The following is a 15,083-nucleotide window of genomic DNA, read 5'->3' on the forward strand; positions in this document are numbered from 1 at the left end:
AATCGGGATGATCTGTCAAGTGTCGTACGTCACGTCGGTGCTTGTAAATAGGATGGTCCGCATGACGACGAGCCTGCCCTTCGGCATCGACTTCGGCGGCACGGGCATCAAGGGTGCCCCGATCGACCTCGCGACCGGCGAGTTCGCCGAGGAACGCGTACGCATCCCGACCCCCGAGCGCTCCACTCCTGACGCCATCGCCGAGATCTTCGTGGAGCTGCTCTCGCAGTTCCCGGACTACGACGGGAAGGTCGGCGTGACCGTCCCCGGCGTCGTACGCCACGGGGTGGTCCACTCCGCGGCCAACATCGACAAGTCGTGGATCGGGGCCGACGCGGACGCGATCTTCACCGCCGCCACCGGGCGCGACGTGCACGTGGTCAACGACGCCGACGCCGCCGGGCTGGCCGAGGTCCGCTTCGGCGCCGCCAAGGGCAGGCGAGGACTGGTCATCATGACCACGCTCGGCACCGGCATCGGCTCAGCGCTTCTCTACGACGGCGTGCTCGTGCCCAACTCCGAGCTCGGCCACCTCGAGCTCGACGGCCACGACGCCGAGACCCGCGCCTCCAACGTCGCCCGCAAGCGCGAGGAGCTCTCCTGGAAGCACTGGGCCAAGCGGCTCCAGAAGTACTACCGCCACCTGGAGATGCTCTTCTCCCCCGACCTATTCCTGGTCGGCGGAGGGGTCTCGAAGGAAGCGGCGGAGTTCCTGCCGCTGCTCGACCTGGACACCGAGATCATTCCGGCGAAACTGCTCAACACCGCCGGGGCCGTCGGGGCCGCGCTGTACGCCGAAGAACTCGCCACCGACTGACGGCGGCGGTGCCTGCGGCGGCATCTGCGGAGGCAATGCCTGGCGGTTCTCCCAGGGAGCCCCGGCCTTCCTGGTCTGCTTCGCCTGCGCGAGGAAGGCCCTGCGCTCCGCCCGCCGGCGCCGCGCTCTCGGGTTCCAGAACACCCGGAACACCGCGTACGCCACACCCGCGAGCACGAGCAGCGCCACCAGGCCGGTGACCAGTGCCCAGTCGGCCCGGGCGCGGACGCCGGCCGCGGTGTCGGAGGCGTCCTCGAGATAGCCGTCGTTCAGGTCGGCGCGTGCGCTGGCCGCACCCACGTCGAGGAACAGCACCAGCTCGCCGAGCTCGGTGAGCGGGTCCTGCATCCCGTCGACGTCGGCCGACGCCTCACCGACCTCGGTGATCACCTCGGCGGTGCGGGGAAGGGAGGTGGCGAGCTCGCGGTAGAGGGCTTCCTCGTTGGCTCCCTCGTAGGCCTTCCTGGCTGCCGTCGGCACCGGCAGGTCGGCCTTCTCGGCCGCCTCCTGGACCGCGGCCGCATCGACGTTCGCCTCGCCGATCTGACCCACGACGTCGTCGAGGTGCGCGAAGTTCCACTCGGCCATGACCTCGCGGAGTCCCTGCGGCGGCAGCCACTCGCCGTTGACGCGGTCGATCTCGGCGTACGTCTTGCGGGCCTCGGTCCTGGGCTCGAGCTGCTTGGCCTCGGCGCGGGTGAGCACCCAGGTCTTCAGCGGCTTCTCCGCGGAGGCGTCGGCGTCGTAGCGCTGCACGATGTCGAGGAAGAAGCGCCAGTCGACCCGGCCGCGGGTGATCTCGTCGTCGGCGGCGTCGTAACCGCTGCGGCCGTCGTAGACGTCGTCGATCACCCGGGTGAGCTGCTCGTCGGAGAGGTCCGCGAGCATGGCCGAGACGGCGGTGTAGGAGGCCGGATAGCCGTAGGCGTCGTTCTCCTGGCTCCAGCCCTCGGCGTCCCACGCGACGAGCGGGAAGGCGTCCTTGCCGCCACGCTTGACCTTGCCGTACTTCTGCCCCTTGGCACCGACCTTCTTGGTCGCCTGCTGGGCGACGTACTCGGTCAGGCCCTCGCTCAGCCAGCGACCGTTGACGATGTCGGGGTTGATCCAGGCGTGGGTCATCTCGTGGTAGAGGATCGCCGTGTCCAGGTCCTCGGAGACGACGATCTCGTCGGCGTCGGAGTCGAACCAGGCGTAGCCGACCGCCTCCGCCGAGCCGTCCTCACGGATCGTCTCCAGACCTCCGGGCCACTCGTTGCCGGTCAGCTCCTCCAGCACCGGCATGCCCTCGGTGACCCGTTTCTCGACGAAGCCGAGCCACTCCTTGTCGTCGGGGAAGCTCTGCAGCGACAGCTTCGTGTCACCGATCGCGATCTTCTTCTCGTCGAAGGCCTTCGGGTCGCGCGCGGAGACACCGGCGTCGACGAAGTCGCCTTCGGAGTGCCAGGTCGTCGTCCTGCCCTTGGTGCGCTTGGTGAAGTCACCCGAGGAGGCGGTGAACGTCATCGACTTCGGCAGCACGACGTCGACGGTCACCTGCCCGTCGTCGCCGAGGCCGATCACCGGGAAGACGGCGTAGCCGTCGCCGATCCGGATGCGGTTCTTCTTCGCCCGGATCGGGGCACCCGTCAGCTCATAGGTCCAGGTGATGGTGCGCGACTTGCCGTAGTAGAGGTTGGGGAAGGAGACCGTGACCACCTCGAGACCGGTGCCCTTGACCTTCTCCGTGCTCACCGGCAGCTTCGCCCCGTTGCTGGTCGCCCGGACCTTCTTCGCGCCGGCCGGGATCGGGATCGCGTGCCCGGTCAGGTAGTAGTAGGTCGTGGCCGTGCTCGGCTGCTGGTTGGTGACCGTGACCTCGGACTTCACCTTGACGGTCCGGGCCTTCTCGTCGAGCACGTAACGGGTGCGAGAGGACTCACCGACGCCGTCGTCGGGCGCCGCGACGGCTGCCGGGGCGGTGGTCGCCAGCCCAGCACCCAGCACCCCCAGCGCGAGCAGACCTGCTGCCACGCGCCGGAGCCGACCTGCTCCCTGACCGTTCTTCACCCGGGCACCTTAGACCGATGCCCCGCTGGGTACGACCTTTTTGGACCGCTCCCCGGACGGGCTCCCCGGGCGGGTCACGCCCAGGGTGTGCCCCACTTGTCGGCGAATGCGATCTCCTCGAGCGGTCGCCGGACGCGCTCGCGCTCCTCGCGCTCGGCATCGCGTGGATCGACCTGCGCGGGGTCGCCGTGGCGTCCGACCGCGATGCCGGTCATCACCTTCCACCAGTCCGGTACGCCGAACGCAGCTGCCACGGCGCCGTGGTCGAAACCGGCGAACTGATGGGAGGAGAGCCCGAGCGAGGCCGCCTGGACGGTGAGGTGTGCGGCCGCCTGGCCGAGGTCGTAGTGGGAGTAGTCCGACCACTTCGGGCCATTGCCGTCGGGGTCGACGCCGACCTGCGCGACCGCGACGAAGACGGCCGAGGCGCGTGGCACCCAGCCGGAGTTGCCGCGAGACAGGTGCGACACGAAGGTCCGATGCCCGGCCGATCCGCGCGGCAGGACCAGGAACGACCACGGCTGGCTGTTGCCCGCGCTCGGCGCCCACCGGGCCGCCTCCAGGAGAAGCCTGATCTCCTCGTCGGCGACCTCGTGCGACGGGTCGAAGACGCTCACCGACCAGCGGTCACGCAGGTGCTCGGTCAGGTCCTCGGCGCCAGGCTGGGGCGCACGCTTCGCGGCAGTCATGCATCCATTCTGCAATGTCTACCGATTCGAGCGACAAACTGTCTCAGTGGGCGTCAGGCGAGGTAGCGACCCGGGCGGTGGTTGAAGGCCAGGATGATGTTGAGGACGACCGCGCCGAGCGCGGAGAGCAGGACGGTCGCGGGCGAGACGACGGCGAGCGCGAGCAGGATGACGCTGAGGTCGAGGCCCATCTGGACGTACCCGGCGCGCAGGTCGAGGCGCTCCTGGAGAACCAGGGCGAGCACGTTGAACCCGCCCAGCGAGGCGCCGTGCCGGAAGATCACCAGGAGGCCGAGACCGACGAGCAGGTTGCCGGCGAGGACGCCGTAGATCGTGTCGAGGCCGTCGAGCGGGAGCAGATCGGCGTGCACCCGGGTCATCGCCGAGACCGCGATGACGCAGCCCAGCGACCGGGCCGTGAACCAGGCGCCCTTCTTGGAGAGCGCGAGGCCGAAGAACGGCAGGTTGACCAGCACGAAGAGCACCTCGAACGGCAGCCCTGTCCAGTAGCTCACCAGCAGGCTCAGGCCGGCGGTGCCGCCGGTCACCGAGCCGACCGACTGGATCAGGTAGAGACCCAGCGAGGTCACCACGATGCTGGTCACGTAGCCGAGCGCGTCCTCCAGCAGGGTGTGGGGGACGCGGATCGACTCGAGGGAGTCTGCGAACGGCTCGGACACGACACTCATTCTGGGTGTCGTGCCCGAGCCGTACAGAATTCAGCAGGGCGAGACGTGCGTCACGTTTCCGCTGGTCAGGTGGTGTTTATCAGTGTTCTTCCAGGTCAGGCAGGCACCCGGGCGAGGGCGCCGACGATCTCGTCGACCTTGGTCTTCGCGTCGCCGAAGAGCATCTGCGAGTTCTCGCGGAAGAAGAGCGGGTTCTGCACACCGGCATAGCCCGCGGCCATCGACCGCTTGAAGACGACCACGTTCTTGGCCTCCCAGACCCGCAGGACAGGCATGCCGGCGATCGGCGAGCCGGGGTCCTCGGCGGCGGCCGGGTTCACGGTGTCGTTGGCACCGATGACCAGGACGACGTCGGTCTCGGCCAGGTCGTCGTTGATCTCGTCCATCTCCAGGACGATGTCGTAGGGCACCTTGGCCTCGGCCAGCAGGACGTTCATGTGGCCCGGCAGGCGGCCGGCGACCGGGTGGATGCCGAAACGTACGTCCACGCCCTTGTCCCGCAGGATGCGGGTGAGCTCGGCGACCGGGTACTGCGCCTGGGCGACGGCCATGCCGTAGCCCGGGGTGATCACGACGGAGGAGGCGCCGGCGAGCAGCTCGGCGGTGTCCTCGGCGTTGATCTCGCGGTGCTCGCCGTAGTCGACGTCACCGGACGGACCGGCCTCGATGCCGAAGCCACCGGCGATGACCGAGATGAACGAGCGGTTCATCGCCTTGCACATGATGTAGGAGAGGTACGCACCCGAGGAGCCGACCAGGGCGCCGGTGACGATCAGCAGGTCGTTGCTGAGCAGGAAGCCCGAGGCGGCCGCGGCCCATCCGGAGTAGCTGTTGAGCATCGAGACCACGACCGGCATGTCGCCGCCACCGATGGAGGCGACCAGGTGCCAGCCGAGCGCCAGCGCCACGACCGTGACGGCGATCAGCAGCGGGAGCGTCGGGTTGATGACGTAGACGACCGTCAGGATCGCGAAGACGACGAGCGCGCCGATGTTGATGACGTTCTTGCCGGGGAGCATCAGCGGCGCCGACTTCATCCGGGCCGAGAGCTTGAGGAACGCGACGATCGAGCCGGTGAAGGTCACCGCACCGATGAAGACGCCGATGAAGACCTCGGCGGAGTGGATCGCGCCCCCGTGGATGTGGCCGGCGGCGGCCTCGAGGTGGCCGTTCCAGCCGATCAGGACGGCGGCCAGGCCCACGAAGGAGTGGAGCAGCGCGATCAGCTCGGGCATCCCGGTCATCTCGACGACCTTGGCGCGCCACAGGCCGATGACCGCACCGACGGCGACCGCGCCGACCAGGATCAGAACCGCGGTGGTGGTGCCACCGTCGACGACCTGGATGACGGTCGCGATCAGCGCCAGGGCCATGCCGGCCACGCCGTAGAGCCAGCCCTGGGAGGCGGTCTCGTGCTTGGACAGACCTGCCAGCGACAGGATGAAGAGGAGGGCGGCGACGAGGTAGGCCGCGCCGGCGATCGAGAAGATATCCATGATCAGGCCTTCCGGAACATCGAGAGCATGCGGCGGGTCACGGCGAAGCCACCGAAGATGTTGATGCTCGCCAGCAGGGTGGCTACCCCTGCGAGCACCAGCACCACGTTGTCGGAGACGGTCAGCTGCAGCAGCGCACCGACCACGACGATGCCGGAGATCGCGTTGGTCACCGACATCAGCGGGGTGTGCAGCGCGTGGTGCACGTGGCCGATCACGTAGAACCCGATCACCACCGAGAGCGTCAGCACGGTGAAGTGCCGGGTGATCTCAGCGGGAGCGACCGCGTTGAGCAGGAAGAGCGCGAGCGCACCGGTGCCGACCAGGGCGAGCTTCGCGCCGGCGGAGAGGGGCTTCTTCTCCTCCTTGACCGCGACTTCAGCCGGGGCGGCGGTCGCGGGGGCCGCCGAGACCTGGACCGGCGGAGGCGGCCAGAGCACGCCGCCGTCGTGCACGACGGTCAGGCCGCGCTGGACCTGGTCCTCGAGATCGAGGGCGAGCACGCCGTCCTTCTCCGGCGTCACCAGCTTCATCAGGTTCACCAGGTTGGTGCCGTAGAGCTGGCTGGACTGCGCGGGAAGGCGCGCGGGCAGGTCGGTGTAGCCGATGATCGTGACGCCGTTGGGCGTGGTGACGACCTCGTCCTTGACGCTGCCCTCGACGTTGCCGCCCATCGCGGCCGCCATGTCGACGATGACCGAGCCGGGCTTCATGCTCGCCACGTCGGCCGCGGTGATCAGCTTCGGCGCCGGGCGGCCCGGGATCAGCGCGGTGGTGACGATGATGTCGACGTCTTTCGCCTGCTCGGAGTAGATCTCCGCGGCCCGCTGGTCGTAGGCCTCCGAGGTCGCCTTGGCGTAGCCGTCGGTCGACTTCTCGACCTCGACCTCGACCTTCAGGTATTCACCACCGAGCGACTTGACCTGGTCGGCGACCTCCGGACGGGGGTCGGTCGCGCGGACGATCGCACCCAGCGAGCTCGCCGCACCGATCGCGGCCAGGCCGGCCACACCGGCACCGGCCACGAGGACCTTCGCCGGCGGCACCTTGCCCGCCGCCGTGACCTGGCCGGTGAAGAAGCGGCCGAAGTGGTGGGCGGCCTCGACGACGGCGCGGTAGCCGGCGATGTTGGCCTGGCTGGAGAGGATGTCCATGGACTGCGCCCGCGAGATGCGCGGCACCGCATCCATCGCGAACGCGTCGACCTTGCGGGCGGCCAGGGCGTCGAGGAGCTCGCCGTTCTGCGCAGGCGCCAGCGGGGCGACCAGCGTGGCGCCGCTCTTCAACAGCTCGACCTCGCCGAGGGAGGGGGCGTTGACCCGGAAGACCAGGTCGGCACCCCACGCGTCGGCGGCCGTGCCGATGCGGGCGCCGGCCTCGGCGTACGCCTCGTCCTTGAAGCTGGACGCCTCCCCGGCGCCACCCTCGATGACGACGTCATAGCCCAGGCCGGTCAGCTGTTTGACCGTCGCGGGTGTTGCCGCCACCCGGGTCTCCCCAGGCTTCGTCTCTCGGGTCACTCCGATGAGCATCGCTCGGCTCCTTCGTCTGCTACGCGTTGTCTTCAGTCTCCAGCATGGCGGGATCCCGGTCAGCCGATCTGCGCGTGACCGATGGATGACCGGCACCGGACCGGAACCCCACCGTGCTGGTTACTGGCCGGTAACGGTAGGGCAGATCAGCAGGTGGACACCAGGGTTGGCCGTTTGTATCGGTCCAAGACCTGTGGTCTTCCTCACGGTCTCACGGCCGAGATCCCCCTGTGCTCGAGCGGTACGCATCCATCGTGGCGGCCCACAGGCAAATGCGGGAGTACCTACGATTTACTGGGGTACTTACCCGATGGTTCGCGCCGTGTCCGCATCCCAGCGGAGCGCTGCACCGTGGCCCTGGAACCAGCCGACGGCTCGTCCGTCGACCGCGAGACAGAAGTGATGGTCGGCGTCCGGCGGGCTCGGCACCGCGGCAGCGAGGGACGGGAGAACCCTCGGACCCTCCAGGCTGATCCAGTGGCAGCGGCCGGCGGCCACGAGCGTACGCATCCGGCTCTCGAGCTCGGCACGATCCTGCGCGTCCAGGTAGGCCGCGGCCGCACTGTGATGGACCACCGGCGTGCCGCCCGAGGCGGCGGCGAGCTCGAGCGCCTCGTCGAGCCGGTCCAGCATGTCACCGACGAGGAGATGGGGTGGCTCGGCCCGGGTCACCTCGATCGCCGTGGCCAGACGGTCGCGGCGCTCGTCGTGTCCGGGCCAGATCAAGGTGAGCAGCCAGCTCATGTCCTCCTGGTCGGTGACGTCGAGCGGGTTGAGGTCGATCCCGACGCGGGCGGTGATCGGTGGCATCCCGGCGGGAACGGGGACCGGCCCGACCGCCGGGATCCGCAGGGTCGGACCGCCGGAGCCGCGGAGCTCGCCCGCGCCGTCCCAGAGGTAGTCGTAGCGGTCCGGGTAGAGGCACAGCCCGGCGCTGGCGCCGAGCTCGACGAGAGCGAGCGGACCGTCGCCGAGCATCCCGAGCGCGGGGGTCAACGCCGCCAGCCGGGCGACCTCGTTGGTCTGCGTACGCCGGGCGAGGATCGTCTCGCGCACCGCCGGCCACTCGGGGCCGAGGAGCAGGGCCCGCAGGTCGTCGTAGGGGCCCGGCTCGAGGCCGTGGCGGCGCGCGGCGGCGAAGACGAGGTTGGCCTGTTGCTTCAGCGTCGGCAGGTCGCTCAGCACCCGGAGCACCTCCGGGTCTTCGGCGACGGCGCTCGCCCACGCGTGGTAGCAGGGCGAGGTGGACATCTCGACGGCGTGGAGCCGATAGCTCGTTCGGATGTCGGTCAGGTCGTTCAGCGGCAGCATGGCGTCTCCTCCTCGGACGGGTCGGGAGCTCACCGTGCCGCCGAGGGACCGTGCCACGCGATGTCGATCGAGTCGACATGGCGCCGGAGCCGGTTGGTGGGCGAGAGTGTCGTCGTGACGGAGTGGATCACGACCCGAGAGGCGGCACAGCGCCTCGGGGTGAAGCGCACGACGCTCTACACCTATGTCAGCCGGAGCCTGCTCACCCGGCGCCGCAGCGGTGGCGAGAGCCTGTTCGACCGCGCCGAGATCGACGCGCTGGCCAGCACCCGTCACCATCCCGGCTCCCCGCTCGGCGTGCTGCCGATGCGTTCGGTCCGCTCGAGCGTCAGCGAGGTACGCGAAGGGGAGCTGTTCCTGCGCGGCGTACCCCTTGCCGACCTGGCCGATGAGCCATGGGACGAGGTGGTGGATCTCGTCCTGGGTGCGGCTCCCGCGGTGGCCGCCGAGGTGCCGGGCCACCTGGACGCGCTGCCGCTCGACCGCCGGCTTCCGGCGCTCGCGCAGTGGGCCGCGGCTCGCGGCGGCTGGGTCGAACCCGCCGCGGCCGCCGGTGTCGCCAAGGGACTGCTCGGTGCGGCACCCCGCGCGCTCGGCGGACCGTCCGCACCGGACCTGCCGGTCGTCGACGCGATCTTCTCCGCCGTCGCCGGGCGCCCGGGCGGTCCGCGGGCGGTGGCCACGCTCAACACCGCGCTGGTCGCCCTGGTCGACCACGGCTTGGCCGCCTCGGTGGTCGCGGCCCGGGTCGCGGCCTCGGCGCGGGCCTCGGCGTACGACTGCCTGGTCGCCGGGTACGCCGCGCTCTCCGGCCGGCTGCACGGTGGCATCGGGCCCTCGGCGCTGGCCGTGCTGCGGGACGGCCCGCCGGCAGACCCCAGCCGGCCCGTGCCCGGGTTCGGGCACTGGCGCCATCCCGAGGGCGACCCACGGGCCGAGGCGATCCTCGCCCGGCTCGCACTCGTCGACGGCTCCGCGCCGATTCTGGCGCGTTTGGAGGAGATCGCCTCCCGGACGGATCGCCGGCCGAACGTCGACGGGGCGCTCGCGGCGTTCGTCCTCACCTGCGAGCTGCCCGAGACCACCGCGGAGGTGCTCTTCCAGGTGGGACGTACGGTCGGCCTCGCCGCGCACGTCGTCGAGGAGGCCGAGGAGGATCCGCTGCGCTGGCGCGCGACCGACCCGACCGCCTGACCGGCACATCAGCCGGCGGCGGGTCGCTCGCTGTCGAGCTGGTCCATGAACTGCGCGGGGTAGCGATCGCCGCGCGCGGCACCGACCGGGACGGCGGCGTCGATGCGGGCGAAGGCGGCCTCGTCGAGCTCGACGGCGTTCGCCCCGGCCATGGACTCCACCTGGCCCATCCGACGGGAGCCGATGACCGGGACGATGTGCTCACCGCGGGCCGCGACCCAGGCGATCGCCAGCTGCACCAGGGGGACGCCCTTGGCCCCCGTGATCTCCTCCAACGCCGTGACCAGCGCCCGGTTGTGGTCGAGGTTGTCGCCCTGGAAGCGCGGCATCCGGGCCAGCGAGCCACCGACGGCGCCGCTGCCGCCGATCAGGCCGCGCCCGAGAACGCTGTACGCGGTGATGCCGATCCCCGGCTCACGGCAGGTGTCGAGGATGCCGTTGGTCTCGATCCCCCGGCTGAGCAGGGAGTACTCGATCTGCAGGTCCGCGATCGGGGCGACTGCGGCGGAGAAGCTCGAGCTTCTCCGCGTCATCGGCACCCAGCTCGGCCGCGCGGGCTCATCACCCACCTCAACGCGATGAAGCGGATCAGCGTGGCTGCGGCGTTGGCGGCCACCAGCACCACGATCTCGACCGCCCTCGCCGGTGTCGGCGCGGCCAGGTGGAGGAGCGCGAGCGATCCGGAGGTGAGCGTCAGCCCGACCCCGAAGGCGGCCAGCCCGGCCACGTGATGCTTCACCGCGCCCTGGCGCGCGATGATCCCGAAGGTCAGCCGGCGGTTGGCCGCGGTGTTGCCGACCGCGGTCACCAGGAGCGCGATCAGGTTCGCCGCCTGGGCGCCGACGGCGGTGCGGAGCAGGACGTAGAGGAGCAGGTACGCCAGCGTGCTCATCACGCCGACACAGCCGAACCTGATCACCTGGGCCGCCAGGCTCGGGCTTCGAACCGGCCCGGGCGGACGAACACCGCTGAGATCGATCCGCCCACTGACCAGCCCGAACAGCAGCCGGCGGAGCCCAGCCAGATCCTCCCTGACGGTCTTGACGATGTCGACCCTCGAGTCCGGGTCATCGACCCAGTCCACCGGGACCTCGTGGATCCGCAGCCCGGCCTCGGAGGCGAGCACGAGGAGCTCGGTGTCGAAGAACCAGCTGTCGTCGTCGACCAGCGGGAGCAACTTCTCCGCGACGTCTCGGCGGACAGCCTTGAAGCCGCACTGGGCGTCGGAGAACTCCGCGGACAGGAGCCCACGCAGCAGCAGGTTGTAGCCCTTCGACAAAAGGTCCCGCTTCGGACCCCGCTCGATCCGGCTGCCCCGGGCCAGCCGGGACCCGATCGCGACGTCGGAGTGTCCCGAGAGCAGCGGGGCGAGCAGCGGCGGCAGGGCGCGCAGATCGGTGGAGAGGTCGACGTCCATGTAGCCGACCACCTCCGCCCGCGACGTGGACCAGGCCGCCCTGAGCGCCCGGCCCCGGCCCTTCTCGTCCAGATGGATCGCGCGGACCCGGGTGATCTCGGTGGCGAGCCGCTCCGCGATCTCCCAGGTGCCGTCGGTGCTGGCGTTGTCCGCGATCGTGATCGTCGAGGCGTAGGGCAGGGTGCGCAGGTAGCCGTCGAGGTGGCGGACGGACGCCTCCAAGTCCTTCTCCTCGTTGTGGACCGGGATCACCAGGTCGATCGCCGCCAGCAGCCGCTTCTCGTCGACCACCCACAACCCGTTGGAGAATTCCGTTCCGGCGGTCACGAGGCACCCTCCGTCAGGTCGTAGACGGTGCTGCTGCCGATGGTGGTCTCGGTGAAGTTCTCGCTCACCCAGGCGCTGATCTCGGACGCACTGGAGGTCTCGTCGCTGCCGCCACGCATACCGCCCATCCCGCCGCCGGCGATGAAGTAGTGGATCTCGCCGTTGGCCACGTACTCCTGGAACTGCTCGAGCGTGATGCTGTTCGAGGTGCCGTTGAACCCGCCGATCGCCATCACGGCCTCACCGGTCTCGAGCTGGAGGCTCGCCGCGGTCTGGGAGCCGATCGACGCGGCCACCCAGGAGTAGTTGCCGGCGTTGGTGCTGACCGCCTCGGCCAGCTCCTCGTCGACCTGGCCCCCGCCCATCATCCCGCCGCGACCGCCAGGCATCTGCTGAGGCCGGCCCTGAGCTCCACCGGGCGCGCCGTTCGGCGGGCCGCCGTTGAACTGGCCTCCCGGGCCACCACCGCCGGGCATACCGCGGCCTCTCATACCGTCCATGCCGCTCTGGTACGGCCCGGCGGTCACGATCGAGCCGGTGTGAGCGGTGCCGACCGTCTGGAGTGCGTACGCAGCCGGACCGATGCCCAGGGTCACGGCCGCCGTCGCGAGGACCGCGGCCGAGGCCCGGCTGGTGAACCTGTCCGCGAGGACGAACCCGGCGGCGACCCCGAGACCGATGATCAGGACGGGCCAGCGCAGCGCGTCGTACGGCTGCTCGCCCGACTGCCCGAGCAGCACCCAGCCCCACACGGAGCTGCCGGCCATGGCGACAGCCAGGGTGATCCGGGCGAGGAGGCTGTCGCGGTCGCGCCACAGGATGACGGCGCCGACGACTGCGGTGATCGCGATCCACGGAGCCAGCGCGACCACGTAGTAGTCGTGGTAGATGCCCTCCATGAAGGAGAAGACCAGACCGGTGACGAGCATCGTCGCGCCGCTGAGCACGAGCGTGGCACGGGTCAGGTCGGTGCGAGGCTCCCTGCGCAGCGCGACCAGCCCGGTGACGAGGAGGAGCAGCGCCGCGGGCAGCAGCCAGGAGACCATGCCGCCGGAGACGCCCTGGAAGAGCCGCAGGATCCCGGCAGCGCTGGAGAAGCCGGCGTTGCCGAGGCCGCCGTAGTCGCCGCCGTTGAGCCGGCCGACGCCGTTGTAGCCGAGCGTCAGCTCGAGGAGCGAGTTACCGGTCGAGCCGTCGATGTAGGGGCGCCAGGACGCCGGGACGAGCTCGACGATCGCGAGGTACCAGCCGGCGCTGACGACCATCGCCACGAAGCAGGCGACGCCGTGCGCCACCCTCCGCCCGAACGAGCCCTTGCCCGCGATCAGGTAGACGACCGCGATCGCCGGGATGATCAGGAATGCCTGCAGCATCTTGGTCAGGAACGCGAAGCCGAGCAGCACACCGGCCAGCACCATCCACCGGCCCTTGCCGCTCTCGACCGCCTTCAGCGTCGAGAACCCGGCGCCGACCAGCAGCAGGAGCAGCAGCGCGTCCGGGTTGTTGAACCGGAACATCAGCGCCGCCGCCGGAGTCAGCGCGGTGAACGCGCCCGCCGCGATCCCCGCCTGCCACGAGTCGACCTTCCTGACGAGGCCGTGGACCAGGCCGACCGTGGCCACGCCCATCAGCGCCTGCGGGACCAGGATGCTCCACGAGGACAGCCCGAAGATGCGTACGGACAGGCCCATCACCCACAACGAAGCCGGCGGCTTGTCGACGGTGATCGAGCTGCCGGCGTCGAGGGCCCCGAAGAACCACGCCTTCCAGCTCTCGCCACCGGCCTGGGCGGCTGCGGAGTAGTACTGGTTGGCATATCCCGACTCCGACAGCGTCCACAGGTATGCGACTGCAGTCAGGGCGAGCAGGAGGATCAGGGACGCGCGCTCGGGGGTGGGGCGCCAGGGTGTCGGTGGCGGCTCGGGGGCCGATCGTGCCGTCGGTGGGTCCAGGAGTTGGGTCATGGTGACCACGCTCGATCGCCGGCCTGTGGTCGTCGTACGGTGTGGCTGTGAGCGGCCTGTGTGCTGTGGCTCACCGATGTGTCCAAGGGTCCGCGACGCGCCGTACGTGTCGGAGATCACGTCCCCGCGCCTAACCACCTGGTGGAACGGATTCGGAGGGTTACCCGACCCCCTTTAGGCTTGCCTTAGTACATCCACGGAAGGTTGAACTCCCTTATGCGTGACATCCGCGTTGCGATCGTCGGTGCCGGCCCGGCCGGCATCTACGCTGCCGACATCCTCACGAAGGAGCACCCTGGCGCACGCGTCGACGTCATCGAGCGTCTGCCTGCCCCTTACGGCCTGGTTCGCTACGGCGTGGCTCCCGACCACCCGCGAATCAAGGAGATCATCAAGGCGCTCAAGCGTGTCCTGAACCAGGACAGCATCCGGTTCATCGGCAACGTCGACTTCGGCACCGACCTCAAGCTCGACGACCTGCACCGGTTCTACGACGCCGTCATCTTCGCCACCGGCGCGATGGCCGACCGCGAGCTCGACATCCCGGGGATCGACCTGCCCCAGTCCTACGGCGCGGCCGACTTCGTCAGCTGGTACGCCGGACACCCCGACGTCTCCCGCGAGTGGCCGCTCGAGGCCGAGGAGGTCGCCGTCCTCGGCGCCGGTAACGTCGCGCTCGACGTCGCCCGCATGCTGGCCAAGCCCGCCGACGAGCAGCTGGTCACCGAGATCTCCGACAACGTCTACCAGGGCCTGAGGAAGAACCCTGCCAAGACGATCCACGTCTTCGCCCGCCGCGGCCCGGCCCACATCAAGTTCAGCCCGATGGAGCTGCGCGAGCTCTCCCACTCCCCGTCGGTCGAGGTCGTCGTCGAGGAAGAGGGCTTCGAGATCGACGAGGCCGGCGAGAAGGCGATCCAGAGCCACAAGGCGACCAAGCTCGTGGCCGACATCCTCCTGAAGTACATGGAGGCGCCGTCGGCCGGCAAGCCGCACAAGATCGTCATCCACATGATGCAGAACCCCGTCGAGATCCTCGGCGAGGACGGTCAGGTGGTCGCGCTGCGCAGCGAGAAGACCGAATACAACGGCGACGGCACCGTCTCCGGCACCGGCGAGTTCACCGACACCCCGGTCCAGGCCGTCTACCGCGCCGTCGGCTACCTCTCCGAGGCGCTCCCCGACGTGCCCTTCGACGGCGAGAACGGCGTCATCCCCAACGATGGCGGCCGGGTCCTCGACCTCAACGGCGAGCACATCAACGGGACGTACGTCACCGGGTGGATCAAGCGCGGACCGGTCGGCCTCATCGGCCACACCAAGTCCGACGCCAAGGAGACCATCGACAACCTCCTCCACGACCTCGACAAGCTCGAGCCGGCCGAGCACGCCTCGCCGGCGGCGGTCCTCGAGCACCTGTCCGGCAAGGGCGTCGAGTTCACCACCATCGAGGGCTGGGAGAAGCTCGACAACCACGAGCGCGCCCTCGGCGAGGCCCAGGGCCGCGAGCGGATCAAGGTCGTCCCCCGCGACGAGATGATCCAGATCTCCAACGCCTGACGCACGACATACGCCGCGGGGCCGGTCATCCACCAGGA

Annotated in this window: 11 protein-coding genes; 3 read left to right on the forward strand and 8 right to left on the reverse strand. The window is 69.9% G+C overall.

The features are described 5' to 3' along the window. The first annotated feature begins 61 nt into the window (after positions 1-61). Entirely contained in the window at positions 62-817 is a 756-nt protein-coding gene (gene ppgK / locus ACFVJS_RS08445; protein ID WP_378878447.1) for a polyphosphate--glucose phosphotransferase, read from the forward strand. Between the two features lie 2,123 nt (positions 818-2,940). Here ppgK and ACFVJS_RS08450 read toward each other — a convergent pair. The 5 genes from ACFVJS_RS08450 to ACFVJS_RS08470 form a co-directional block, all read right to left on the reverse strand. Then, positions 2,941-3,555, reverse strand: coding sequence for a nitroreductase family protein (locus tag ACFVJS_RS08450; RefSeq protein ID WP_378878448.1), 615 nt, complete (start codon positions 3,553-3,555; stop codon positions 2,941-2,943). Between the two features lie 53 nt (positions 3,556-3,608). Beyond that, on the reverse strand, positions 3,609-4,244 hold the full coding sequence (locus tag ACFVJS_RS08455; RefSeq protein ID WP_378878449.1) for a YitT family protein: 636 nt from the start codon (positions 4,242-4,244) through the stop codon (positions 3,609-3,611). Positions 4,245-4,339: 95 nt separating this feature from the next. Beyond that, positions 4,340-5,740, reverse strand: coding sequence for a Re/Si-specific NAD(P)(+) transhydrogenase subunit beta (gene pntB, locus ACFVJS_RS08460; protein WP_378878450.1), 1,401 nt, complete (start codon positions 5,738-5,740; stop codon positions 4,340-4,342). A gap of 2 nt (positions 5,741-5,742) precedes the next feature. Beyond that, complete coding sequence (locus tag ACFVJS_RS08465) at positions 5,743-7,272, reverse strand: Re/Si-specific NAD(P)(+) transhydrogenase subunit alpha (protein WP_378878451.1); 1,530 nt, start codon at positions 7,270-7,272, stop codon at positions 5,743-5,745. Between the two features lie 303 nt (positions 7,273-7,575). Next, the gene (locus ACFVJS_RS08470; protein WP_378878452.1) at positions 7,576-8,583 is read right to left on the reverse strand and encodes a DUF2332 domain-containing protein; all 1,008 of its coding nucleotides are present in this window, start codon (positions 8,581-8,583) and stop codon (positions 7,576-7,578) included. A 114-nt stretch (positions 8,584-8,697) separates the two neighbouring features. Here ACFVJS_RS08470 and ACFVJS_RS08475 point away from each other — a divergent pair, with 114 nt between their 5' ends. After that, positions 8,698-9,777: a citrate synthase gene (locus ACFVJS_RS08475; protein WP_378878453.1), complete on the forward strand. Its 1,080-nt coding sequence runs from the start codon at positions 8,698-8,700 to the stop codon at positions 9,775-9,777. An 8-nt stretch (positions 9,778-9,785) separates the two neighbouring features. On the opposite strand, the gene ACFVJS_RS08480 is transcribed toward ACFVJS_RS08475, so the two are convergent. The 3 genes from ACFVJS_RS08480 to ACFVJS_RS08490 are packed head-to-tail and all read right to left on the reverse strand — an operon-like array spanning position 9,786 to position 13,485. After that, positions 9,786-10,310, reverse strand: a complete 525-nt coding sequence (locus ACFVJS_RS08480) for an aldo/keto reductase (RefSeq protein ID WP_378878454.1) — start codon at positions 10,308-10,310, stop codon at positions 9,786-9,788. Beyond that, on the reverse strand, positions 10,307-11,521 hold the full coding sequence (locus tag ACFVJS_RS08485; RefSeq protein ID WP_378878455.1) for a glycosyltransferase: 1,215 nt from the start codon (positions 11,519-11,521) through the stop codon (positions 10,307-10,309). Before ACFVJS_RS08485 ends, ACFVJS_RS08480 begins: the two co-directional genes overlap by 4 nt. Beyond that, positions 11,518-13,485: an ArnT family glycosyltransferase gene (locus tag ACFVJS_RS08490; protein WP_378878456.1), complete on the reverse strand. Its 1,968-nt coding sequence runs from the start codon at positions 13,483-13,485 to the stop codon at positions 11,518-11,520. The genes ACFVJS_RS08485 and ACFVJS_RS08490 overlap by 4 nt, the downstream gene beginning before the upstream one ends. A gap of 216 nt (positions 13,486-13,701) precedes the next feature. Between ACFVJS_RS08490 and ACFVJS_RS08495 the strand changes: the two genes are divergently transcribed. Continuing rightward, positions 13,702-15,045, forward strand: coding sequence for an FAD-dependent oxidoreductase (locus tag ACFVJS_RS08495; protein ID WP_378878457.1), 1,344 nt, complete (start codon positions 13,702-13,704; stop codon positions 15,043-15,045). Positions 15,046-15,083 lie beyond the last annotated feature (38 nt).

The sequence above is a fragment of the Nocardioides sp. NPDC057772 genome (assembly GCF_042798075.1).
Taxonomy (GTDB): domain Bacteria; phylum Actinomycetota; class Actinomycetes; order Propionibacteriales; family Nocardioidaceae; genus Nocardioides.